Annotated in this window: 26 protein-coding genes, 1 tRNA gene and 1 pseudogene; 14 read left to right on the forward strand and 14 right to left on the reverse strand. The window is 50.3% G+C overall.

Annotated features, from left to right (window positions below; all coding sequences use genetic code 11):
* Window positions 1–341: 341 nt before the first annotated feature.
* On the reverse strand, window positions 342–848 hold the full coding sequence (locus HU767_RS24965; protein WP_186730728.1) for an AAA family ATPase: 507 nt from the start codon (window positions 846–848) through the stop codon (window positions 342–344).
* A gap of 141 nt (window positions 849–989) precedes the next feature.
* On the opposite strand from HU767_RS24965, the gene HU767_RS24970 reads away from it, so the two are divergent.
* Both HU767_RS24970 and HU767_RS24975 read left to right on the forward strand, forming a co-directional pair.
* Entirely contained in the window at window positions 990–1,847 is an 858-nt protein-coding gene (locus HU767_RS24970; protein ID WP_186730729.1) for an AraC family transcriptional regulator, read from the forward strand.
* Between the two features lie 29 nt (window positions 1,848–1,876).
* The gene (locus tag HU767_RS24975) at window positions 1,877–2,092 is read left to right on the forward strand and encodes a DUF6434 domain-containing protein (protein WP_186707508.1); all 216 of its coding nucleotides are present in this window, start codon (window positions 1,877–1,879) and stop codon (window positions 2,090–2,092) included.
* Window positions 2,093–2,122: 30 nt separating this feature from the next.
* Here HU767_RS24975 and HU767_RS24980 read toward each other — a convergent pair whose 3' ends face one another.
* The 4 genes from HU767_RS24980 to HU767_RS24995 all read right to left on the reverse strand — a co-directional run bounded on the left by HU767_RS24980 (window position 2,123) and on the right by HU767_RS24995 (window position 4,921).
* Complete coding sequence (locus HU767_RS24980) at window positions 2,123–2,323, reverse strand: hypothetical protein (RefSeq protein WP_013693816.1); 201 nt, start codon at window positions 2,321–2,323, stop codon at window positions 2,123–2,125.
* A 135-nt stretch (window positions 2,324–2,458) separates the two neighbouring features.
* Entirely contained in the window at window positions 2,459–3,004 is a 546-nt protein-coding gene (locus tag HU767_RS24985) for a DUF4410 domain-containing protein (RefSeq protein WP_186730730.1), read from the reverse strand.
* A 481-nt stretch (window positions 3,005–3,485) separates the two neighbouring features.
* On the reverse strand, window positions 3,486–4,247 hold the full coding sequence (locus HU767_RS24990; protein WP_186730731.1) for a hypothetical protein: 762 nt from the start codon (window positions 4,245–4,247) through the stop codon (window positions 3,486–3,488).
* Between the two features lie 113 nt (window positions 4,248–4,360).
* A complete protein-coding gene (locus tag HU767_RS24995; RefSeq protein ID WP_186730732.1) occupies window positions 4,361–4,921 on the reverse strand; it encodes a TetR/AcrR family transcriptional regulator in 561 nt (186 codons plus the stop codon).
* A gap of 126 nt (window positions 4,922–5,047) precedes the next feature.
* Between HU767_RS24995 and HU767_RS25000 the strand changes: the two genes are divergently transcribed.
* The 3 genes and pseudogenes from HU767_RS25000 (at window position 5,048) to HU767_RS25010 (ending at window position 6,716) form a co-directional block, all read left to right on the forward strand.
* The gene (locus HU767_RS25000) at window positions 5,048–5,692 is read left to right on the forward strand and encodes a DJ-1/PfpI family protein (RefSeq protein ID WP_186730733.1); all 645 of its coding nucleotides are present in this window, start codon (window positions 5,048–5,050) and stop codon (window positions 5,690–5,692) included.
* A 24-nt stretch (window positions 5,693–5,716) separates the two neighbouring features.
* Entirely contained in the window at window positions 5,717–6,241 is a 525-nt protein-coding gene (locus HU767_RS25005) for a DUF2867 domain-containing protein (RefSeq protein ID WP_186730734.1), read from the forward strand.
* A gap of 166 nt (window positions 6,242–6,407) precedes the next feature.
* Window positions 6,408–6,716 (forward strand): annotated as a pseudogene (locus HU767_RS25010) (addiction module antidote protein).
* A gap of 139 nt (window positions 6,717–6,855) precedes the next feature.
* Here HU767_RS25010 and HU767_RS25015 read toward each other — a convergent pair.
* Entirely contained in the window at window positions 6,856–7,128 is a 273-nt protein-coding gene (locus tag HU767_RS25015; protein ID WP_018610855.1) for a hypothetical protein, read from the reverse strand.
* Window positions 7,129–7,499: 371 nt separating this feature from the next.
* On the opposite strand from HU767_RS25015, the gene HU767_RS25020 reads away from it, so the two are divergent.
* Both HU767_RS25020 and HU767_RS25025 read left to right on the forward strand, forming a co-directional pair.
* Window positions 7,500–7,787, forward strand: coding sequence for a type II toxin-antitoxin system Phd/YefM family antitoxin (locus tag HU767_RS25020; protein ID WP_053123436.1), 288 nt, complete (start codon window positions 7,500–7,502; stop codon window positions 7,785–7,787).
* The gene (locus tag HU767_RS25025) at window positions 7,777–8,064 is read left to right on the forward strand and encodes a type II toxin-antitoxin system RelE/ParE family toxin (protein ID WP_186707502.1); all 288 of its coding nucleotides are present in this window, start codon (window positions 7,777–7,779) and stop codon (window positions 8,062–8,064) included. Before HU767_RS25020 ends, HU767_RS25025 begins: the two co-directional genes overlap by 11 nt.
* 444 nt (window positions 8,065–8,508) lie before the next feature.
* Here the strand turns inward: HU767_RS25025 and HU767_RS25030 are convergent, their stop codons facing one another.
* Both HU767_RS25030 and HU767_RS25040 read right to left on the reverse strand, forming a co-directional pair.
* Window positions 8,509–9,024 carry a hypothetical protein gene (locus HU767_RS25030; RefSeq protein WP_238349517.1) on the reverse strand — a complete coding sequence of 172 codons (516 nt, stop codon included), beginning with the start codon at window positions 9,022–9,024 and terminating at the stop codon, window positions 8,509–8,511.
* A 546-nt stretch (window positions 9,025–9,570) separates the two neighbouring features.
* Entirely contained in the window at window positions 9,571–9,891 is a 321-nt protein-coding gene (locus HU767_RS25040; RefSeq protein ID WP_186707500.1) for a hypothetical protein, read from the reverse strand.
* 642 nt (window positions 9,892–10,533) lie between these two features.
* Here HU767_RS25040 and HU767_RS25045 point away from each other — a divergent pair.
* From HU767_RS25045 to HU767_RS25075, 7 genes are all read left to right on the forward strand, one after another.
* On the forward strand, window positions 10,534–11,490 hold the full coding sequence (locus tag HU767_RS25045) for a site-specific integrase (RefSeq protein ID WP_186730736.1): 957 nt from the start codon (window positions 10,534–10,536) through the stop codon (window positions 11,488–11,490).
* A 349-nt stretch (window positions 11,491–11,839) separates the two neighbouring features.
* Window positions 11,840–13,324 carry a hypothetical protein gene (locus HU767_RS25050; protein WP_186730737.1) on the forward strand — a complete coding sequence of 495 codons (1,485 nt, stop codon included), beginning with the start codon at window positions 11,840–11,842 and terminating at the stop codon, window positions 13,322–13,324.
* Between the two features lie 1,694 nt (window positions 13,325–15,018).
* Window positions 15,019–15,261, forward strand: a complete 243-nt coding sequence (locus tag HU767_RS25055) for a hypothetical protein (protein WP_186730738.1) — start codon at window positions 15,019–15,021, stop codon at window positions 15,259–15,261.
* A 212-nt stretch (window positions 15,262–15,473) separates the two neighbouring features.
* Entirely contained in the window at window positions 15,474–15,974 is a 501-nt protein-coding gene (locus tag HU767_RS25060; RefSeq protein ID WP_186730739.1) for a hypothetical protein, read from the forward strand.
* A gap of 510 nt (window positions 15,975–16,484) precedes the next feature.
* Complete coding sequence (locus HU767_RS25065; protein ID WP_186730740.1) at window positions 16,485–16,700, forward strand: hypothetical protein; 216 nt, start codon at window positions 16,485–16,487, stop codon at window positions 16,698–16,700.
* 66 nt (window positions 16,701–16,766) lie between these two features.
* Entirely contained in the window at window positions 16,767–17,525 is a 759-nt protein-coding gene (locus tag HU767_RS25070; protein WP_189674397.1) for a recombinase family protein, read from the forward strand.
* Window positions 17,526–18,504: 979 nt separating this feature from the next.
* Window positions 18,505–18,753 (forward strand): helix-turn-helix transcriptional regulator, encoded by a 249-nt coding sequence (locus tag HU767_RS25075; protein WP_186730741.1) that lies wholly within the window; start codon window positions 18,505–18,507, stop codon window positions 18,751–18,753.
* A 77-nt stretch (window positions 18,754–18,830) separates the two neighbouring features.
* Here HU767_RS25075 and HU767_RS25080 read toward each other — a convergent pair whose 3' ends face one another.
* The 6 genes from HU767_RS25080 to HU767_RS25105 all read right to left on the reverse strand — a co-directional run bounded on the left by HU767_RS25080 (window position 18,831) and on the right by HU767_RS25105 (window position 24,196).
* Window positions 18,831–19,307: a TIGR02391 family protein gene (locus HU767_RS25080; RefSeq protein ID WP_238349518.1), complete on the reverse strand. Its 477-nt coding sequence runs from the start codon at window positions 19,305–19,307 to the stop codon at window positions 18,831–18,833.
* A complete protein-coding gene (locus HU767_RS25085) occupies window positions 19,297–19,995 on the reverse strand; it encodes a DUF5343 domain-containing protein (RefSeq protein ID WP_186730743.1) in 699 nt (232 codons plus the stop codon). Before HU767_RS25085 ends, HU767_RS25080 begins: the two co-directional genes overlap by 11 nt.
* 396 nt (window positions 19,996–20,391) lie before the next feature.
* Complete coding sequence (locus tag HU767_RS25090) at window positions 20,392–21,318, reverse strand: hypothetical protein (protein ID WP_186730744.1); 927 nt, start codon at window positions 21,316–21,318, stop codon at window positions 20,392–20,394.
* On the reverse strand, window positions 21,312–22,718 hold the full coding sequence (locus tag HU767_RS25095; RefSeq protein WP_186730745.1) for an AAA family ATPase: 1,407 nt from the start codon (window positions 22,716–22,718) through the stop codon (window positions 21,312–21,314). Before HU767_RS25095 ends, HU767_RS25090 begins: the two co-directional genes overlap by 7 nt.
* A 932-nt stretch (window positions 22,719–23,650) precedes the next feature.
* Complete coding sequence (locus tag HU767_RS25100; protein ID WP_238349519.1) at window positions 23,651–23,863, reverse strand: hypothetical protein; 213 nt, start codon at window positions 23,861–23,863, stop codon at window positions 23,651–23,653.
* A gap of 256 nt (window positions 23,864–24,119) precedes the next feature.
* A tRNA-Val gene (locus HU767_RS25105) sits at window positions 24,120–24,196 on the reverse strand.
* Window positions 24,197–24,249 lie beyond the last annotated feature (53 nt).

A 24,249-nucleotide genomic window follows, 5' to 3' on the forward strand; every position in this document is an offset into this window, starting at 1 on the left:
TGTGTTCGCAACTATCACCGTAGACCAAGGCCAGCCTTTTTTCATTTTTTGCAGGCGTATCAGCTAGTTAGCCGTTAAGTAAGTGCCATTCGGACCGGATACCTCTTTCGCAGAAACCAACATCATCATCTTAATCGTCGCGGCATCCAGCTCTTTGAGAAGCTCATGGGATGTGGCCCTGAATTCTTCGAACGACGTCATTCCATTTGCCTCGGGCGGTGTTCACCGCCATTGAGGAATACATATTCCTCGATGAATGGAGTTCCCCGGGCGGCGGTAATTCCAAACGGTCGGACCGCCGGTCAATTCATTTCGAAGCCAACCTTCTACCGGTCCCAATCCTACTCCCTGGACAGAAATCGATTGATGATCATCGAGACCGCTTGCGCCGCAGAGGCCATGGCTGTGTCTATGCAAAACGGAGCTTCGTCCCATGGCTCATATTCATGATCCAGTACAGATTGCCAGGTGGGTGGCGTCAGCCCGGGAATGTCACCTTCCCTTGTTTCTACCCGGCGCTGGTGCTCATATTTATCGGAGCAAATCACTTGGATATTTACCAACCGACCACCCGCCCGTGAGGCAACTTCGCTCCACGCGGTTCGGCTTTCGATGACGGGATTGACACAATCAACGACAACCGTGCGGCCCAAACGAAGATTACTCAGGGCCAGCTCGTTGGCAACCATGTAACCACTGCGCCCCACATCTTGCGCAAGCGCCCCCGAGTTTCGAATCGCCTGTTCAATCGTATCGATCCGTAGGTACACGGCGCCTGTCGTAGCGGCGAGATCATGGGCGATAGTCGTTTTCCCGGTGCCGGGAAGGCCGCTGAAAACAATGAGCATTCCAGGTCCTTGAATGAGTGAGTTAATCCCGTATAGGCAGCAGCCAGTTATACGGCAGTAGAAAGCAAAAACCGCAAGAACGATCAAATGTTCTCCCCATGCATTTGATAACGTCGCTTTCAGCATTCATGGAGGACCGTCATGCTGAATATCGAAAGGGCCCTGTGGTACATCGAGTTGGAGCTGGGATCCCAACTCGATCTGGGACGTGTCGCGCGCCATTGCAACCTGTCTCCCTTTGCCTTGGCCCGTTTGTTTGCGCTGTCGACGGGCTGGTCGGTGATGCGGTACATCCGTGCTCGGCGGTTGAGCCAAGCAGCACTGGCCTTGCGTCGAGGTGCGCCGGACATTCTGCAAGTAGCGCTGGATGCCGGCTACGGTTCCCATGAAGCGTTTACGCGCGCCTTCTGCGATCTGTTTGGGGTCACGCCGAAGCAAGTGCGTGGGCACGAGGATGAACATCTCTCGCTGGTGGAGCCTTTACGTATGAAAGAAAGGAAGCTCATAACACTCTCCGAACCTCGCTTTGAAACCAGGGCAGCGTTTTTCATCGCGGGTCTGGGGGATCGTTATACCTTCGATAAGAACGAAGGCATCGTCGGTTTGTGGCAAGCGTTCTCCCACTACCTGGGACAGGTACCCGATCAGGTCAACAACTGGAACTATGGCCTGTGCTGTAACCCTGGACTGGACGGTAGTTTTGAATACATTGCCGGCACAGAAGTGTCCTGCGTCGATGGTCTTCCTCCGGCTTTTCGCTATTTCAGGGTGCCGCAGCAAAACTATGGCGTGTTTCGACACCAAGGCCATATCTCGACGATCCATCAGACATTCTTCACCATTTTCAATCACTGGTTGCCTGAGTCTGAATATGAGACAGCCGACGCGCCTGAGTTCGAGCAGTACAGCGCGGATTTCGAACCCTCCCGAGGGAAGGGTTACGTGGACGTGTGGATACCGCTTGCAAGACGCCAAGCATCCGGTGTCATGGATTTATAGGTCTGACCATCCAGTACGGAGCCCGTCCCATGAGTTTTAATTGGCACAGTGACCAGCTCACAAGAGATACGCCAGTTTGCAAGCACTACCGAAACACACAGAACGTCCGCCGATTCATGGTGGAGCACTGCGGCGACAACTTTAAATTTGACCGGGACTTCATGGCCTGGATACGTGATGGCGTCCCGAAAACGCTCGGAGACGCCGTCGATGAGTGGCTGCTGCGCAATCGCGATGACCGTTGATGAGCGGGCATCTCGTAAACACTCTGATGCTCAATGAAGAACCCTGCGGCTCTCCCCAATCCGGATCCTGTCGAGCGCCCTGTTTAAAGCATCCAAGGCGTCGAGCAGGGCTTTTGCCTCAGCCTCCCGACCGTCGCCCCAGAGGCGCTCTGCCATTTTGTTCAGTGCCTGGATGGAGCGCTCAATGTCAGCAGCCGTCGCTGCTTTGCTTTCCTGAAGTTTCTTTGGCATTGATTAATCGTCCTCGGGCGCGTTGTTTCATCAGCTTCGACACGAATACATCGCACGGCAGAACGCTAGGCTGGAGCTCCGCACCTTTCACCGCCGATACCCCGGTTAACCAACACTGGCAAACCCAAGATCGCATTACTTGGCTTTTGCGCTCTTGATGTCACTTATGATTTTCTGAGAAATAGCCTGAACCTGCTCTTGGGTCATGGCCGACATAACGCCTTCCCAAGCAGACGACGAGGTGTCATAGGTGCGAGTTCCAATCAGGCGGCCTGATTTCAGGTCCGAGTAATCGGCACTGGAATTGACCCATGCATTTCCCACCATGACCCCTGCTCCGTAGCGAGCGCCTGGAGTCAGGTAACGGAAATTGGTCACGTTGATCTTGATACCGACACCCTCCTTACCCTCGTGGCTTGATGCCTGAGCCTCTGTAAGCCTGTAGCCGGCGCGAGTTGCTTCGACTTGCAGAGCGTCATTCCACTCCCGCTTCAAGCGAGGCCAGTCCTCGTTCTGTTGAACCTTGCTATTCCCCTCAAAGTTTACGACCAGGTTCTGCTTGGCTGACTCCTGAATGACGAGCGTTTCAGTTCCGCCGCTTTTTACAGAGGCAGCGCACCCGCTCAACATCAAAACTGCAACAGCACAGGACAGCGCAATCGAAAGCTTAGGTGTGTCCATTGAATTTCCATATCCACAAAATCGGTTGAGAGAGGCGTTAAATATCCTCGCCGAGCCAGATGGGCCCACACGCTGGACGCGCAGAATTTAGCACCATTGCTTCGCTGCTACGAGCCAAGGGCGGGAGTCAGAACAACTGGGACAGCCCTCGATATTGCGTACATTAATCTGTCGGTCTCAAATCGTGGGTTGTCCCCTTTTTTCGACGCGAAGTCAGCCCTTACACAGGCGCCTATGGACAGGCAACAGGCTCTCGAGACTGCCGCTTCTTCCACAGAATACGACCGTTGATTCTACTGTCAGACCATGACTCGGTAACCAAAGAGCAATCGCCGCTTAGGTTCTCGACAAACGTCCTCGGATAGCCTTCAGGTTCATATCCACCCAGACGCATCCAATTTGGATCTGGCGAGCTCACTGATTGATAAGGCATGCAGGCTGCCAATGTGACCAGCGAAAGTGCCAACACTACCTGTTTCATTTAATTCCCAATCAATTTGACGAGTGTCCGGGCAAAACGCGGCGTATAGATTGACTGGATGTTTTCCCAGCGCGAGTTACGACGAGGACTCCCTGCAAGTGCAGCTATAGAACCCACCTCAAACGGCGGACACCAGAAGGCTGAGGACAGACCGCGATTTGAGTTCACGTGTAATCGGACCGCCTCATAATCGTGGTCTGCCCGCGTTTTCCTGGCGTCCGCAGCGCACAAAACCATTGTCGCGAGTGACGATGAAGAGACATTCGATTTGAGCTCATGATCACTGTCGAGCCCGCTGTAACGCCACCCTGGTGATGTTCGCTCCCTACGGGCTCGGCTCGTCAAGAAGGCACGAAAACGGCGGAAAAGATTTAAATTGGACCAGGCCATATCCAGGCGTGCCTGCACCATCTCATTTTTCGCCTGGACGATTTGCCCTGCCAAACTTAACGCCCTTTTTTTGAATTCCCTGTGAAGCGCCTCTTCCTCGGTTTCGTTTCCCTGTGGCTTAACCGTCATCTCGGAAAACGTGAACAGAACTTTGTCGCCGAGCACATAAAACGTGCCGCTACATTTTTGTATACCGCCTTGAAAGATAAAATCGACCGAACTGAACGCATGTTCGTCCGTGTTTACGTAATACAGCGGCTCACCCTGAAGATTTCGAACTATTCCGTCCTGATGAAGCCGGCCCAAGGGCGCCCCATCGCTGCCATTGCCTTTGAAGACCAGGTAGCGGCCGTTCGTGTAGTTGTACGGCATTATCGGTCCTCATCCCGAATAGACATCGAAACACATGGCTTGCCCATTCGCAGCTCATTCATGGCCTTTTCCCACAACGCTATCAGGTCAGGCACTCCCCTGCTCATTTCTTCTCACGACCTGGACCGCCACGGTGGAAGAACCCCTTCGAAAAGCGAAAAGGCTCGATGCACGAAACGGTTGAAGCGAGCGGCATCACGCCGCAGCCCCGCCTGCTGCCCCCCAATCAGGCACAGGTGGGCCACCTGCCCCATCACTTCTGCTTCGCCTGGCCTATGGGCCAAGCGACGACACGTCCGTATCGCGAAGTCCAATCGTCGTGCGTCAACACGCTGCTGAACCTCGCCTACCAACGGATCGTGCAGCGACCAGGCCCGGATGGAAACTTCACGCCCAGGTTGTTTCTCAGCAGCGATACTCAAGTAGCGTTTCAAGATTTCGCCCGCGCTACGACCTTGCGCCGCAAAAGCGAGCATGCGCTCCGTGTAGTCTTCTTCCCAAGCGGCCAGCAAGGTGCGGACAAAGTCTTCGCGATTGCGGAAATGGTGATAGAACGATCCGCGGGTCACATTCAATCGGCGCGATAGACTCTCGGCTGACACGCCAATATGCCCTGTCTGGTCGAGGGCCTCGAAACCAGCCGCGATCCAATGGTGACGCGTTAGTTTTTCCATCCGTTATTTCGCTCCTTATTTATCGCCATACAGGCTGTGTATGGCGCGCAACCGATCGATACCCTGCGAACACCAGCAAAGATGGCCGTTGCGTTTTGCACGCCAGCACTTTTCATGGAGCTCGCCTTGAAGAAAATCGTCCTGGTTGCTTTCGACCAATTCACCGATATCGACCTATTCCTGATGTGGGACATCTTAGGCCGCAACACCGAGGACTGGCACGTCCGAATATTGGGTTCCAGCCCTGTCGTACGATCGGCGCATGGCCTGCCTGTTTCGGTGCACGGTCTGCTTTCCGAGGCCAATAGTGCCGACGCGGTATTGTTCGCCAGCGGCAAGGAAGGAATACCCGCCGCACTGGCCTCCCCGGATTTCCTGCCGTCGTTTGAACTTGACCCCAAACGCCAGCGAATCGGCTCCATCTGCGCCGGCGCTTTCATTCTCCAACGGCTTGGGCTGCTCAGCGGCCGAGCAACGACACACCCGGATGCACGATCGGGCTTGCAAGCCCTGGGACTTGAGCCCGTGGACCAGCCTCTTGTATGCCAGGGCAACGTCGCAACCGCTGGCGGATGCCTTTCGGCGCTCTATCTGGTGGGATGGTTGGTTGAATCCTGGTTCGATGCCGACAAGCGCCGTGCGACGCTGCTCCCTGTCCTGCCCGCTGGGCAACAGGCGCTGTATGATGCGCTGATCGGGCTCAGTATCCGACAAGGAGAAGTGGCCGCCTCCCGACAAGAAACGCGACATGGCATGTCATCTAATTGGTAGTTAGCACTCAGGAAGAGATCCCCGATGCCCCGAGAATTTGAGCTCATTAAGTCTGTGCCGGTCCCCTCGAGGTCCGGCGTCACCCACCTTTACAAGTCGACGAACCTGGCGGACGCTTTTGCGATTCGACTCCCAGCGGGCACATCCAGCGATCCAGAGGTGCTCGCTCGATTCATCCTTTCCCACCAGCCATCCTGGATCGGATGGCTCATGAAAGTCCGAGACACTGTCGTTGCCTGTTTTGGGCTCAAGACAGCCAGGCATTTGGCGACACTTGCCCATCGGATTCAAATCTTCAAGGTCTACAGCACCGACCAGACTGAAATCGTGTTGGGAGAGGACGACAAGCACCTCGACTTCCGCATATCGATCCTGTGTTCTGGAGAGGTAGAGCAGGAAGGCAGTCGCCAACTGGTTTTTTCAACCGTGGTGCAGTGCCACAACCGACTGGGCCGGGCCTACATCTTCGTGATTGCGCCATTTCATCGCTTGGTTGTTAAGGCGAGCCTGCGCCGTGCAGCGCGTATTGGTTGGCCTTTGGCTGCCTGAGCCGCGACACCACAAACCATGTGGCGAGGGAGCTTGCTCCCGCTGGGTGGCGAAGCCGCCCTAAAAAGGGGAGGCGCGGTTTTACAGACAAACCGCAGAGACTGAGGACAAAAGACTGGGGACAGTCCAAGGTTTTAAGCGAAGAAATTGGCAAGGAGGTTTGAACATGAGCCAACACTTGACGACATTTGACATGGCGGCACTGCTCGAGAGCGACGAAACCATCAGTGAATACCTTTCTCAGGTGCTGGCTGATGGTGATAGCGAGGAGTTTCTCCGAGCGATCGGCTATGTCGCCAAGGCCCAAGGCATGGCGCAGATCGCTAAAGACTCTGGCAGGGGCCGAGAAAGCTTGTAGAAGGCGTTCGCACCTGGATCAAAGCCGAGATTCGATACCGTACTCAAGGTCATTCATGCGCTAGGCATTGATCTTCATGCGCAGCCTGGGCATGGAGCTGAACATTCGCCTGCCTGAGTATGGGTGCCTTTCCTAATTTTTTGGCTTGGCCTCTTCTTTACCCATACCGTGCAATCAATCGGGACACATGCCCTGCCCTCTTGAATTTTTTCCCAAGCTTTATGAAAACGGGCGACTGATTAGTCGCCCGTTTTCATTATTCCGCCACCTGCGCCCGCAATCGTCTTCCGATCACATCCATGACATCACAGCCATCGCGCAATGACGTGGTCAGCAATTTACAAAAATCAGTGAGCACCACGGTGTCTGAGCTGATGTCCGAGCGAAACGCGATATTTTCCAAGACTTGGGTCACCGTGCGGATGCGGTAATCGGCGGTTTCGAAAAGGACGTCCAGAGGCGCTTCGGTGTCGATGAGCAGGGTTGCGGGGATGCAGTCGATGCCGGTGATGGGCATGTATCGGGTCATGAGCAGTACCTCTTCAATTGATAAGGAGCAGGAGCTTCTGCGCTTCATTCAATCGAGTCGCCAAACCCGAATCGCCATCTGGGCGATATAGAGACAATAAGTTGCCTATTCAGATGCTGCAATGCGCTGGTTTCCGAGGTTTGTGTAGGAATTTGCGTCAATGCCTTTCGCGGCGCTCGCTTGAGCCTTCATAAGCCACAGCGGCAAAAAAAACCTCTCCTTTTCCCTTTTCCCGCCCCCCTTTCTCCCGAAACAAAAACGTCCGGCGCAGTCAAGCTCCATCCAACCTTAGAACGAGGGATTGGAACGCTGAACGCTTGCCTACACAGCACCAAAAGACCAGAATAACGACCTAAATCGGAGTCTTATCTATGCAGAATATCCTGGCCGATGTGGCCGTCAGCGTATCCGAACTCAAGAAGAACCCCTCTGCCGTCCTGAGCGGCGCCAACGGCTTGCCCGTGGCCGTGCTGAATCACAACCGCGTTATGGGCTATATGGTCCCTGCCAACGTGTACGAGGCGATGGTTGAGCGTCTGGACGAACTGGAACTGGTTCACTTGGTCAAGGCACGGCTCGATGCCAACGAAACACCCGTCCGAGTATCTCTCGACGACCTCATCGGCGAGGCCGAGGCAGATATCGCCAATGGCCGTTGAGTACAGAGTCGAGTGGGATCCGAAAGCGCTGAAGGAACTGCGCAAACTCGACGGAACCATCCGCCTCCAGTTTTTGCGAAAGCTCCAAGAACGACAGGCCGAGCCACGAGTGCCAGGAGATGAGCTTCACGGCATGAAGGACTGCTACAAGATCAAATTGCGCGGCGCCGGCTACCGACTCGTGTACCGCGTTGAGGATGGACGAATTGTCATCCTGGTGCTGGCCGTCGGCAAGCGGGAACGAAGCAGCGTCTACGATTCGGCCAAGAATCGGTAGGCAGATAAAAGAAGCCCGGCGCTGAGTGAATTAGGGGCAGACCACGATTAGAGCTCACCTGTACTCAACTTCCCCATAGTTGTGGTCTGTCCTCGCTTCTTCGATTGTTGACCGTCAAAAGCTGGCACAGCGTAATTACACCGAGTTGAGTGGAACTGCGAGAGCGGATATAGACAATAGGAGTCGACTTCAACTTCAGGTGTCGACAATGTCCAAGCTATCCCGCTTCATTTTTCGCTTCATCCTGCTCCTCACACTGCTGTGCTTCTTACGATCGGACTCGACACCACCCCGGGTTGATGCGGAACCAGCTGAAGGTTCCCGGAAGGAAGCTAACGCCGGTAACGCTTTTGGGCTCAGGGGAACCGAGGGGGACAGATCACAATTTTTGTCCGTCTATAATCGGCCAGTCTCATAATCGGTCTGTCCCCCGCTTTCCCGGGTTCAGCACTTGAAAAGCACATTGCACCGGGCACACCACCCTTCAGCTGCGCTCCGGCTCATTGGAAAACGGAGCGGAGGATGACTTGTATCGGCAACCATCAGAACCAATGTGAATCTTATGAATCTACGCCGAATCTCGTCGGCTGGAACGCCCATGCCCGCCCCATCGACTATTTGAAGAACGCCGCCCGATACCTTGCTGTCAATCTGTTGCCACTCAAACTGCCAGCCTGTTACCCACGTGAAGTCACGAATTTGATAGTCACCGGTTGCGCTTTGGCATTGAGCGAGTTTTTTGTTGGAAGGGTCAAAGGCAAAAAATAGGGGGCTTGGAAAGCCGAGCAACTGAGTATCGTCAAGGCTCAGACCTTCTTTTAGGTTGATGGACGCTACAAGTGCTTTTGCTCGTCTCTTGCGCCGTATTAAATGCCACATAGCGAGGCAAAAAATAGAAACAGAAGCCAGGAAGAGCTGACGTCCTTCGACTGTAAGCTTACCGGACGAAAACTCTATCATGCCCCACAAGAGTCCTATCATCGCAAGCCCCGAGACCCAAGCGGCGGGGATCACTACACTGTTAGCGAGGCGAGCTCCGAGCGTCCTCAAACAGGTTTTCATCATAATTCAGTTTTCGTCTCGGAATTTTTTAGCCAGTATCCCAAGCCTAGTCATCACGGCATCGACCTTCGCCTTGTCGTGCGCATACGGCGCGAAAAATGCCAGGATCATGTATCGGTCTTCGTAAAGCTCGCCCTGTACGTAGACTAAAGCGGCATTCAGCTGCGGCCGCCTTATGTCGCATTTTCTGTAGGCTTGCCGATCGGAAGCCCTGAACTTTTGGGGTGGTAGAGCGATATGAATATGGCGAAGTTGGCCGGATCGAGCCGCTGCCGGCTCGTGGTATGGCTGATCACACCCCCATATAACTGGGAAGTGTCTGACCTTTGCTATCCATGCAGACGGTAAAATCTTTAATTATCTGGTCTAGTGCAAAAGGATGGGCTGCGAGTGCCAACTCGATATCAGCCCGCAATTCAGGATGGATTTCGACTCGAATAACCACTATCCGACTTGATCGATCAGACGCTGTGTGTTGCGGGTCGTCAGGGTTTTCAGCCCTTCCAAGTCGATATCGCTCTCGATGACATTCGGGACGATTGTGCGTTGACGTATCAGGGAATCATTCATCGCCGCAACCGAGCGCGCCTTCGCTACAGCTCGAAGCAGCGTATTGAACTCTTTTTCGCTCCCGACCGGAATACCTGCTTCACGGAGCCTCTTCTCTACAAACCTCAGGTTGTCTGCGATCAAGCCAAAAGGATGGTCTTCCAGATGGCATTCTGGAACGTCTGCCTCGCACAAAATCCTGGTGTATTTACTCATGTCGGTTTCGAGCCTGCGCAGTTCGCCAACAACACTTTTCACAAGTTCACTAGATCCTGCACATTCGCCTGGGTCCGCTTCGCTGCAGTTGATTGTTTGGCTGGCACTACTTCCGCATGCGCCATTTGATCAGTCATGACCAAGCATGCCGCAACCATAGTCATGGCGATGGTCGGCCCCGACCAAGAGCCTTTGCTTTGAGCTGCTACTGTCATAACGTCACCAAATCTATCGAATTGCTCAAATACTATACAGTGAAATCAAGGCTCGATGCATGGCAGCGAGCAGCCGGTAGTTAAAGCCAGCGATACGCCTATCCACCGTTTACCAAACCTTTTTCCTGAAAACATCCAGAGCGTAACGCGATGGAAAACCTCCGGCGAGGGGCTTGGGGTCAGATTAGTGCCCTTGAAGAGATTTTCAGAAACCTCCTACGTCGCAGCGTTAAAAACCCCCAGACGCAAAAAGGGCCCACCTTTCGGTGAGCCCTTCTAGACCGCCCAGCAGAGCGGATTTTGTTTGGTAGGCGCGATTGGACTCGAACCAACGACCCCCACCATGTCAAGGTCTGCTTGCGCAAGCTGCAAGCCCTGCTGCTCTTGGATTTCACAGAACGCCCATTCACATTATGAGGCGTCAAAAATGGCCAATATTCGCTTACTTCCGTCCGGCAACTGGAACGCTCAGGTACGGGTAAAGGGTAAATCTGCCCAGTCGAAAACCTTCGCCACTAAAGCCGAAGCTCAGTCATGGGCCGATCAGCTTGAAGCCGTGACGATGGATCGCAAGCACCACACCATCTATACGTTGGGCATGACCTACTGCGAAACCATGCTCAAGGGGAAAGGTAGCTACGACCACGCACTGAAAATCGTTGAGCATTTGGGCAGACACTTCACGCAACCCATTCACGAAATCACCCCGCAGATGGTCAACGACTTCAAGATCATGCGATTGAAGAAGGTGAAGCCGTCCACGTGCAGAACTCAGCTCGCATTCATGTCGAGGTTCTACCGATTCGCCAAACGCGGTTTATTGATCGACATTCATAACCCTGTAAGTGATATCGCACTTCCAAAGCCAGACCGGTCTTCAGACAAGGTGATCCGGGCAAGTGAGCTTGAGCGATTGCTGGAAAAGCTCTCTCCCACTATGAAGCTCATTGTTGAATTGGCATACGAAACAGCCATGAGACGGTCCGAAATTCTGAAGCTGACGAAAGACTGCATACACCTCAAAGACCGTATAGCCGATGTGATCGACGGAAAGAACGGCACACGATCCGTTCCCCTCACCCACCGAGCTGTAGAAATTCTTGAACTCGCCCAGCTATGGGCCACTGTGAAGCGTCACCCCAACAACCTGATCTTCACTGTCACTCCACACGCTGTAACTCAAGCGGTGCGACTGGCACGTTTTAAGGCTGGATTGGATAGCAGTGTCAGGCTACATCAGCTCAGGCACACCAGAATTACTAACGTCGCGAAGAAGGGTTTCAACAACGCACAGATAATGATCGTCTCAGGACACAGGGATACGCGATCAGTTGCTCGCTACTCCCACCTGAATGTCAGGGACGTGTTGCACCTAATCGACTGATCAAACTAGAGGGGTAGCCGCGATGAATTAGGAATTGGCTGCCCCGCCCCATCCAAATGGTTTAGCCGCCTCCCATTCAAAGCAATGGTCGAAGCACTGGGACATCTTTCGCTGCCAAGCACATAACAACAACTAATAGCAACATAATAGTTGACATTACTTTTAAATGCTGTATAATCCTTCGCCTGCTTCAGTGAGCAGACAGACAATCTGGAAACCTCCACGCGACCACCGATCCAAAATGGTGCCTTGCAAGGAGGTTTTTTTGCGTCTGCGATTTACCAAAACCAATTGGCAGCACCCCGAGAGGAATTGCCTATGAATTGAACTTAAAGAAGGAGAAATTAAGATGAGCAGTATCGCCCCCAATAAAGTGATCCACACCGCTGTATCCGCTCCGGGAGCGGGCAAGACTCAGGCACTCATTAGCCAAATTCCGTCTCTGCTTTCTGCGGGACGCTCCATTGCCCTAGCACTCCCCACCCTCGACCTCACCGATAGCTTTGTTAGCCGTTTACCAACTGGCCTGCCTTATCGTGTCATCAACTCCACCACCTGTGATCACGTTGGTACGGAGCTGACAGCCGCTTTGAAGAAGAAGGCAAACCATCTGATTATCACGACACATCAGAGCGTCTTCGCGGTACGACCAAGTTTGCTCCAAGGCTGGATGCTAGTCATCGACGAACTACCGCCCGTGGTTGATTTTCCAGCGTACCCATTCGAACCATCGGAGCTCGCTCAACTGTTTGTGAACGCAGTGGAGCGGGATGGACGTCTACATATACGGGACGGTTGTGCAGGTGCGATTAAAACATCATTGGCGACCTTCAAGGCTGTATCAGCAGGAGCTGAACGCACTTCGATGTTGAGCAAAGAGGGGGCTCGTATCTACGAATGCCTGAAGGATGGGCATCCAGTATTCATTGATCCCGAGATACCCAATGGAAACCGGTATGTTCGATCAGTAGTCGAGTCCAACTGCTGGGACACCTTCGCTGCGGCGGAAGAGGTGCACGTTCTTGCAGCCAGTGTAATTGGAAGTCAGTTCGATGATTTTGCTCAGGTGCATGGCGTCACATACGCAAGGTCGGATTTCACGCCAGCGTTTGACGGCTACACCTCTGCTGTCACGATCTACCCTGTCATGCCGAAGGGGCGTAACTACAGCAAATCCGCTGTAACAATGACTGCACATGATGAAAGCACTACTGAGCAGCAGAAGCAGGGAGAGCCTCTGGTGATTGATGACATTCTGAAGGCCGCTCTCCAACGGTCTATTGGAACTCCGCTGCTGTTCAGCAATAACTGGGCAAGCTTCAGATGGCTACCAAAGGGAACCGTGAATCGCTGCTCAATCGACAGTCGAGGCTTGAACGAGTATCAGGGCGAAACTGATGCGATTCTTCTGTTTGGTGGAAACCCATCGCCATCCGATCAGCTCGCGCTGGAGTTTCTAACAACAAAGTATGGTCGTGTATTTCGTCAAGGATTCATCGTCACTAGATTTTTGGAACCTAGTTTGCAGGCAGCGACTCGGACAGCAGTACGAGACAAAGACAATACCAAGCCGATACAGCTATTTGTGCAGGATGGGCGAGTAGCTGAGTATCTTGTCTCCACATACATGCCAGATGCAGTGATCGATTGGGGCTTGTCTGAACTATGTCCAGTGGGTGAGGACCGTAGAACGACTCAGGACCCACGTAGACCTAAGGTTTACGAGCTGTTTGCACAAGGTAAAAAGAACGCTGAAATTTACCGCCTCACCGGCGTCCATCGAAACACTCTTCTTAGCTGGAGAAAGGAGTGGCACTTCGCTCAGGCTGCTTGACACTAGTAACCTTGTAGATTCAACACCGTACGCTGATAATTCTGCACATTGATCCTAAGAAGCTTATTAGGAAAGATGTGCAGTTTCACAAGCTCTCCTCCCAAAGCTTAATCTTTGGGCATTGAATTTTTCTGGGCTAGCTAGCCCAGTGAGGCAATGAGATAGGTAGAGAAAAGGATGGGGATAGACCCATCAAACAAAGACATTACATCTCGTTGTACACAACAGAAGTACGCATTCAGAGTGATACTCTGAAATCAGATCAAAAGCATGGTGGGCTTCGCTTTCCCACCTATGTAAAGCATTCGCCTCCGGCTCACTTGCTGACACTGGTTGTATGGTTACTGAAATTTAATTGATTGACATACTGATGTGATCAGCAGTGATGCGTAAGCGAATAAGGTGTTGACGTTGCTTCTATGTGGTAACACGGGAACATTCTCTGAGAACATTCAGGGCGAGAGAACAAAGTGAACCAAGCATCAGACATCAACATCACACCGATGACGGTGGCATGATTGCCAATCATGATTGATAGAGAGTGAATTGTCTGTAAATAGACAAATATGTTCACCCTTAAACAATACACTCGTTAAACAATCAGCCTCGTTCATCTACGACCAAAACCAAACACATCATAATCATCTGCTTGTTTTCCTGAAGCCCAACATTGCATGTCATTTCTAATAAATCAAGAATGCACTTTCACATTTAAAAATAATCAAAAAAGGTTGCATTTAGTTGCAACTGTATTGACTTATCTCAACTAACTTGATAGAATGTTAAATATATAGGAGAGAACCAAACAACATCCTCATCACCACTCCCTCATGGTGCTACTGTTAGGTTATTTAGCTATTTCTCGACAGTATGTTGGCAACTCTCCTCCACTAAATTAAAAAGGTCATCCTCAACAGGTTGGCCTTTTTTATTGGCTATTCGGCAACATATGCAACCATTCAACCAACCACCTTACCAATATCAGGGAGGCACATTTATGCGCATTAAAAATTGTTTGAGCTGTAACAAAAAAATGATTAACAAACGGTCTCATATCAAAACATGCAGTTCAACTTGCAGGGTCCGCATCTGGCGATCTAGTCAAAAACAATACATTCCTTTGAAGTTACTTTTCACAGTTCAGCACTTTGAAAGCTTGCGGCTTGTAGCGAACAATCTTGGATTGACTGTTGATGCGCTTGTGATGACTCGTGCACTTGGGACACCACCGACCAGCAGCTGATAACAGCTGTAATTACACCTACTCCATGTAAATCAAAGGAACTTAATTCAACGAAAATAAGGAAATACCATTGAGCAATTACCTCGTACTGCACACGCCATCACAACTGATCAAAGCTGTTATCACAACATCTAACATACCCACACCAGATCAACATCACACCTTCCATGCTGCATCAAGCACTGTACTGGATAAGTACTATCGGTTGAAGTCAAAGGCTAATCGTAATGGGACTCTGGTGTCCGCTGGTGAGCTCGCAGCCATTAGCCCCTCGTTCCTGAGTTCGCTGGTCGAAACCGGATAAAAATGGCGACCCCTAGCTAGGGTACAGGGTACCTGTTTTACCTCGTCTTCAAGCCACATAAACTGGGCATGTAAAGTACTAAATCAACCATATGCCAGCCTATTTCTACAATTAACTCTTCAAAAGTAAAAACCCACAATGAATATAGTGAACTTACTCACTACGTACGACCTTGAACGTCTCTTGGCGATTCAGCAAATTAAACATTACATTTACGTCAAGCAGACAGCAGCCGCGATAGGTAATAAAACAGAATACCGTCGTGCCACTGACATCATCGATCAACTGATAACAGAACATGGTGTTTCAGCACTGCACCTAGCTCAAAATCCTGATCTGAAGCGTCAAGCACAGTTGCAACCAAGTCAAGTAACGCAACAACTAGAATAACCAAAGCAATTGACTAATCGCTTTGAAGAACAAATTGCCGAGGTTAACAAACTGCTCGCTAGCATTCACGGTGGTAAGCCCATTACCAAGATGAACAAGGTAACTACCAGCGATGAAGTCACAAAACCAAAGCTATCGAACGATGAACAATATCGCATTGACATCTTAACCAAGATGAAAGCACGTATCTCACAACAAACGAGGAAGTAAACATGACCAATACCACTACCGACATCAAGACAGATAAGATTACCGTACATGGCGTTCCACCAAAGTGGGATGATGCAGAGTTTGAAAGCCGTGTAGCAGGCTGGATTCATGTGTATCACAACACTACGCAATCGATGACGTATGTCACAGCACCATTGTCGTATGATTTCTTGGAACTGGTATCAGCAAAGACTGCTGAAGGCCACCGTATTGCACGCAACCAACTTATCAGCTTTGAAGCACTCAAATACGGTTGCTGGATGATCAAGCCAGAAGCAATGCAGGCTCAGGACATTGCTGAAATTCGAGTGAATGAGAAGACGAAGTATGTTGAGTTTCTTGAATCTGAGCGTGCTCGTTACCAAGACATGGTACGTCAACAACTCATCCAGTCTGCCGAACTGAAAGAACAAAAGAAAATTGAGGACGCGAAAGCAAAACGACTGGCTGAAATCGATAAAGAAGTTAATGAATTGTTCAAGCCTTTAGATATTCCAGCGTAACAACCAAGTACACGCTGCAAGCTCCTACAAGCCTTTCTGAGAGCTTTTACAATGTCACCAACAACATCAGCCTCTGTTGCGCTAACCGCGTCACAGGGGCTTTTTCACATCTGCAATATAGTCACCATTTGCAACAGGATTAAATCAGGTGATGAATCACGGATCACAACAGGATCATCCTGGTCGTTCATGTGACAACTTATTGTGCAAACAACTGCTCCAGCCCGCATTTTTACAGGTGTCTGAGCAATTCAGGTTAAGCATTCCCGTAACATTCTCTGCAATTTCATCACAGGTGAAAGCAAAACAGGTGAAAACGAGAGAAAAACGAGTCACCTGCCAATGCTGGATGATCATCCATCACAGACCTTTGCACAAACGGCGTAGCAATGCCGTCACAGGGTGTTGGCGTTAACCATGACGGTTTGTCGATCTCACGACAAGTGCCGATATACGTCATTTAGTAACGTCTAAGCTACGATCTTTGTTCACCCATCAAGGACGACAGCCATGTCAGAACAGAACGAAGCCATAGCCAACGCCTTAGAGCTGCTGGTGATCAGTCAGAACGGCATTGGTGCTGCTATCGAAGAACTCGCCAAGTGGGTGGCTGAACGTGGCTCTGTGGATGTGGCAGACAACGCCGTGTCAGCTTTGCAAGTCCTCGACTCAAACGCCGAAGGGATCGCCAGTGCGATCAGACTTCTTCGTCAAGAACGGCTATAACAAACCTAGAACGACCGTTCAATTAATGTTATATTGGTTCCCAGACAGACTTTCAGGAGCCGAGACATGACCACCACCGCCGACTCCGTAAAAAAAATCGACGTGGTGAGCTACTGTCGTGTGTCGAGTTCGTCACAGGGTGAGAGTGGGTTGGGTCTTGAGGCTCAGCGTGAGTACATCGACCGTGCAGCCAAACAAAATGGTTGGAACATCGTCGGTGAGTTCGTGGATGTTGTGTCGGGCAAATTGGCAATCGAGGATCGCCCCGAAGGGAAGAGAGCACTAGTAGCGTGCAAGGAGTTGGGTGCACAGTTGGTTGTTGCCAAGCTCGACAGGCTGTCTCGTTCGGTCCATCACATTGCCCGCCTGATGGAACAGACAGAGTTTAAAGTTGCAACCATGCCTCATGCCAAGACCTTCGAACTTCATCTTTTTGCAGCACTGGCCCAACAGGAACGAGAGTTCATCGCCAACCGCACCAAGGAAGCTCTAGCCGCCCTACAAGCTCGTGCTGCTGAAGGTGATGTGCAGTCGCTTGAGAAGATCGCCCGTCGTACTGAGGCACTGAAAAAAGGTCGCACCGCTACCAACCGGGCGAAGGCGAATAAGGCTATTCAAGATCGTGTGAGTTCGTGGCAAGAATCAGTGCGTGATCCGATAGACCTGTGTATCCTCAAGGGAGGTCGCACACTGCAACAGGTGGCTGATTGCCTGAATGGAAAAGGGATCAACACAAGCCGGGGCAGTACGTGGTCATCTATGCAAGTGAAGCGAGTGATGCAGAAACTGGCCCTCACACTCCCTTCGAAAGAGGATGCTCTGTAGCGTTCTACCGGGCCGACCTAGTGATAGCTAGTCACACCTTGAACCAGAGTAAGCGCGTTTCTAGTTTAATATTCTTCGCTCAAAATCGCCAAGACAAGCTCACAGCAGCTCTCATCGGATTTAGCGAATCTCTAGATGGGCACCCCCCGCCAGAACCCCAGACGGTCAACCCCATCAGACCAATATCCATACCGGATTCCCACCGATGGCATCACGCGATTAAACATTGGAAGCCAACTTTGATTTCAGGGTGGCTGGAAACTTCCTACACTACGTTTCTAGAATCCTAATTTCGTATTCTTTCATACGATAACTCCCCTTGCGATCAGGGCTAATCACCTACCTAGTAAAGAGAAGACGACAAAACCCGCAAAAATTGAATACATAATCCCGCGAGCAATCCAAAGCATTATCCTCTCCTTTTCCGTAGGCTCTACCACTGAACTCGTGTTACACATTACGCCAGTGTTGATGCTATCCACGTCTGATCCGCAGTGCTTACATTTCACAGCAGCACAGCGGATTATTTCTGCACAAATCGGACATGCTCGACCATCACTATAGCTACCAACGATTCCCGTCTGACGCTTTCCGCCGATAGCCATAACTACCCCCACGAGTAGCATCAAGCCGCCTATAAGAATGTAGTTTTGCCGATCAGCCATAAGTCCAATATTGTTGACTCGCCTCGCTCCAGCCGATACCGAGACATCCATAGCCAGCGCACCGACAATGCAAAGCACTCCGACTACAAGCAAAAAATAACCAAAGTTCCGCATAGCGATTTCCTTCAGAATTTAACCATTACTCAGAGAGTTTCTTCGTTTCTGGCTGCTCAGGTGAAACAGGCCGTACAGGCGCCCAGAATCGCGGGTAGGCGGCATCGGCCAACTGCCGCATCCTCCGATATTATCCCAAATTCAGATATCTGAAAAGCAGATATAGCTTACATGGCTGCCCACTGCCGAGCCGGCCAACCATGTCCAAGACCATCTATCGACACGAATACGATGTGCTACTGACGCTACTCAAGAAGCATCGGAAAGCGACAGGCTTGACTCAGGTCGAGTGCTCCAAAGCGCTGGACCGTCCTCAATCTTTCATGAGCGACGTTGAAACGGGATCTAGGCGTTTGGATATCGTGCAGCTCCGCGATTTGTGCAAGGTTCTCGATATTGGTTTAACCGAGCTAGTCGCTGAGTTTGAACGAACTTTGGAAGAGAAATAATCGAGTGGCTAGTACCATACCGATTGAATTGCTTCATTCATGCAGTATTTGGTATTGAAAATACCTTTCATTTAAACTCAGGAAAAGCCACTTTGTTCCAGCCTTCTAAGCAAAAGCGAGGCAAACGCAAGATGATCCAAGCACGTGTCAGGATCGTCACTGAGGTTTACTTCGTGACCTCGGGGGTTCCGAATGGCCATCACCGCCCCACTGAAAAGGAAGCTGTAGCCCTTCTGCTCGTCTCGGCCGCTCGTAGTTGATAGGTCGGCAAGAGTGAGGATCGGCTTAGTCTCGTTGAAGGCATTCATCATGAGCTTAAAACCCGACTCGTCCACTTGGCATAGCCGCTGCACAAGCTTGTCTATTAGCTTAAATGCTTCGAAGGTAGACTCTGCACAGTGACCATTGTCGAAAAGTTTTTTGACCTTCCCATAAAGACTTTGATGAATATTTCTCAGCTCAAATGGATGCACGGCAGTGCTTTTGGCCTCACCTCCACCATCATAATCCCCTGTAGTCCTACGGACTATCGCTTCAAAGATATTAAGAGACATTACCATTCAGCAGGTTCTCTCTGATGCTTTTGAAGATGCGGTCATAGGTCTCTTGGTCACCACCAGCGGGTAGATTAATTTCTACCCTGACAGTCAGCGCCATGGTAGAAGGCTGGACTATTGGAGCAGCCGATTGAATGGGCAAGGGAACTTCGACTTTAGGTAGCTGCGGAGTAACCTTGGTAGGCTTAGAGCGTGCTGTACGAGTGGGGGCGGATGTGTCGCCTGTCTTCGGTTTAGATGTAGACGATCGTACAGCTCCATCTACTTTACCGGAAAGCAATCCAAGTGCTTGGAATGTTGCAGCCTGTTTCTTTCCTACAATATCGCTCGTGTTGTCTGTGTGCCTAAAGTAAGCGATCAGCTTGGTTAACGGGAGCGTCCAAGCGTCCTCACCGTGCAACTCAAAAAGCTCGCTGTAAGCAGAAGAGACAATCTCCGAAAAGCCGCGCTGAAATTCATCATCTTCATGCTGGCTGAAAACGGAACCAACTTTTTGCCCTTTTTTCCCATCCTCATCGAGTACGCCGAGAAATCGCAGCGTGTTCAATACATAGCTCTCGTTGTTAGGCGCTATCCCCAATTTTTTCATTGTGTCTGAGCCGAACTGGACAGGAAACGACTTTCTGAGCTGGGCAATGGTCTGCGCCAGTCCTGCAATACCGGAATACGGATGCTTATCTGCCATGATTGTGTCCCTACGCTCTCGATGTAACTGACGCTACCTACAACTACGTCTTGTGTCCAGCGTTATGTCTAAGGGAAAAGGTTCGACCTCACAAAAGCGCTGTGCCCGCTTCAGATGCGTCTCGGGACCGCACTTGTTTCCCCCTGGACATTTTCTGTTTAGCTAGCTTGCTATTGAACAACTCTAACAACTGCCCTTTCCCGACTTATATTTCCCAACTATTGTCTAGCCAACATAAAAGTTAATTACTTTCCACGACAACGCGATTTATCGAAAAGTGGCGCTAGCACGCCGATACAGGAAACAAGCGGCAGCAACTCGGAGCAGATCCAGAGCTAGAAGAGCTCAAATCGAGAGCGGTTCAAAAAATGCTACGAACTAGCAAACCGCATCAACTCATGCCTGGACCAAACCTTCAAAACGAGCTCGAATATAATCAAAGCTAGGCTGTCCCACGTCTTGCAAAAGCATTTGCTGCATGTGGGTGACATCAAAATTTGCAGTCATCTTATACAGACAATTTTTATGCACTTGCCTTAGACAAGACTGACACTGGCTAATTAAACTATCTGCACAAAACTGGGGCAATAGTGCAACCTGCTTCTTAAATTCATCAATAAATATCTCTAGAAGCCACTTACCTTTGCATATAGCCAGCAGACCTCCCCAACCATCCTCGACCCCTATCGCGGCTCCAAACGCCTCAAGGTCAGCCTCTTTGTTTCGGAGAGTTTCTTCATGACCTGACCGCAATACTGCTCGGATTCTATCACCATATCCAATACAGGCGTCATAACCTTGATCACAAGCTTTCCGCAAAGCCTCTAAAGAAAAGAGCCTAAGCTTCTCCAACTCGGACTTAATATTTTCAAAAATCACTGCAACATCAGCCTCCGATGTCAGATGACCTGTTGCCCGCGTAGTGCGTTCTACGAGAAACCGTACTGCCTCCGAACTCACGAAGTGAGCCTCGATAGAATAGAATTCCAGAACAAGCAATGCACTATCTACAGGAACCTCTCCACGATAATATCTGGCATCCCGATCAATCACACCCAATACATAGGGAGATATATCCATACCTTCAGAATTATCGCGAATGGTAGTTAGATGCTCTAAAACGCCGCTACATCCTGCCTTTCCAGAAAGTATATTTTCGCTCGCATAGACTTCGCAATCACGCCCCATGTCTAAAGCAAGGCGTTCATAAATCGGGATATCGTCACACCCCTCCACAATAATGACTGGGAGCTTATTCATAATTGCCGAATTAAGAAGCTCGTCAGCTTCAAAAGTCAAGCCTACGGGAAGATGACTTACCATGATGCTGGTGCCACAGGCTTCAACTCTGGCTTCAGCTCAACCAGAGCCAACGGATGTCGCTTAGCAATAGCAGGACTATAAGATGCAACAATAATTTGCGTATCCGGAGCAATTCTCTTCAATAACTCCAAGAGCGATCTCTGCCATTTCATATTCAAAGAAATTTCAGGCTCGTCAATAATGATGAAATCCTTATTGCGGCCAGTCACTACAATCAATGCCAAAAACGTCAAAATATGCCTTTCACCACTTGAAAGAACGTCGATAGGATGGTGACTCCCGCCAACCTCGATAGCAAGTTCATCCTTCGTAATTTTCAGCTCTTTACCATCGATAAGAAAGTCATTGAACGTATCCACCAAGACATTAATGGCACTAAGCAGTTGCTTTTCAATTTGCAGCTCGCTAATCATGTTTATAATGAGTTGGCACAGAATTCTATTCTGAGTAAGGTTAGGCACATCCTCTTTCTTCTTGAAGCCTTCCAACACGGAAATCACATGGCTTTTAAATTTATTTTCCGTACCATCCTTTAACGCCTCAATAATTCGCTCTTTGCTTTTTAGAACGAGATCACCAAAATTATCGGGCATAGCTTTAAAAGAGCTAACACCTTGTTGACTTTGCTCAATCGCTACTGCCAAAGTATCAAAAAGGGCGTTCTGAATCTTAGTGGTTGCAATATTCCTAGCTACTCGATAGCGTTCAAGTAACAGATTTTCAATGTTACTCATCTTTACGTTTTGTAAATATACGTGCTGATCATCCAGCTCAAAATCATCACGCGAGTTTCTCTGCCGAACAGACTGATACTTTCGAAGATGAAGAACAAGCCCCTCTGCGAACTCCTGCATTCGAAACCGCGAAATTTCTCGCATGGGAGAACTCTGCATATATCTTATCACATCACTAACTTCAATCCGAGATGCTAACGTGGTGACACCCCTCTCAACACCAAGCGACAAGGACGTTGACGCCGATAGGGATGATTCTGTTAGTTGAGACCAGTCATAAGCTATTTCAGGCGCATCTTGAGTGCCACCGTCAATGCTCTCATCCAGCGAAAGCCTAACTACCGAGACTGTCTGGAGTTCTCCGCCATCTACTCGAAAATCTACTTCCGCGCTTGTCACCCCCTCTTTACGAAAGGCTAAAGAATCCTTATTAAGCAAGGCATATATCAGCTTTAAGAATGTTGTTTTTCCGCAACCATTGTCACCATAAATGACGGAGGCAGAATCTTTGGCAAAATTAACTTCTGCTGATCTATTCGAAGATTGAAAACCTACAAACTTAATACGATCCAACCTAATATTGACACTATGCACAATACTTCTACCGCTAGATTCTACCTTTCGCAAGAACATATCTATTCCCTGATTACCAAGCTGAAAATTCATCCACCTAGGTCAAGCTCAATCTACTGAGCTATAACGAGCAGCGCCAGATGATGATTGAAGCCGAAACTGATCACCGTATAGCAGATCAACATACCCTGAGCAACGAATGCTCCCCACTTATCGTGAAAGATGACCAAGCCGTCGCCCAGTGTCGCATGGTCCACAGCCAGCATGATATCAATTGGCCACAAAATACGACTGGTACGAATATTTAGCAAGGCGCATTCGAAAGGTGAAGAATACGATAGTGAGGATGCAGCAGCTAGGAGCACCTAAACGCAGTCACACCTTGAGATTTCTTGCTGAAAAATCCTCGCAGATCAATGCTTTGGGAAGGAAGACAACCCCATCAGCCACACCCGACAGGCAACATCGCCACCGCACTAGGAGCGTTAGAGTTGAGTACCAACGCGGTCACCACAGCCACTAAAGAGCTGCGTCGGAATCATCGTTGGACTGTAGCAGATACCACAATACAAAAACCCCGCCGAAGCGGGGCTTTGCATCACACCAAGACCTTCAGAGCTGTTACTGCCGCCACTCTGTTGGCCCTTGCTCCCCCAGCATGACCAATGCCTCATAATTCGAAATGCCCGCAGCACGTGCAGCAGCCGCCACCGTTGTCTTCGTGAAACTCACCGCACTGTCTATCGTGTTACCGGGATGGAACCACGCGGCCCACAGGTTGTGAGCGTGTGCTTGAAACGTAGAACTGCCCTGTACGCCACGAGATAGCTTAAGCAGACCTTTTCAATAATTACGATGACTTGAAAACATTTGCTATTTCAGGCGGTAGGCGCGTCAAAAATATGTAGATAAGTCTTGTTTGCGATGGGGAGTTAGCTATTTCGTTCCATGATCTCCATAGGCATACCCTATCTTCCTGGTCGCCTCCTGGCTCTGCCTTAGGTAAATATCACTTAGCGTCCACCTCAGCTCTCATTCTCAGCTTTCAATGTCCCAATCTCTTTCAGTGCACCCCGGTACATGACGATCAGCCCTGCAAGCTCCCTGTGGGCTGCTCTTAGGTTACGGCGGGTCAGCTCCAGGTCTGAACAGAGTATGTCCACTTGATGCTTAAGCATTTCCTCACGGCTAGGTAGACCAAGCTCAAAGCCACTGTCATCGATCAGATTGTCTTGCATTGCTGTCACACCAAAAACTGTACAAATGAACAGTATCCGTACAGCGCAGGACGCTCAAGACGAGGGGGATAAACGGTGGTTTCGCAGGAACGAACGGGAGAAATGACCTCGGCAAACCCACTAATGTGGCGCGTTCACATTGCCCGGTGTGAACGAACCCGATATTTTGTGAACGTTCTGCCTGAATCCGAAGCAACAAAAAAGGGCCCACCTTTCGGTGAGCCCTTCTAGACCGCCCAGCAGAGCGGATTTTGTTTGGTAGGCGCGATTGGACTCGAACCAACGACCCCCACCATGTCAAGGTGGTGCTCTAACCAACTGAGCTACGTGCCTGCTGTGAGGCGGCATTCTACGGAATTCCGGAGGGGTGTCAACACCTTTTTTTC

This window comes from Pseudomonas sp. SWRI179, assembly GCF_014268705.1.
Taxonomy (GTDB): domain Bacteria; phylum Pseudomonadota; class Gammaproteobacteria; order Pseudomonadales; family Pseudomonadaceae; genus Aquipseudomonas; species Aquipseudomonas zanjanensis.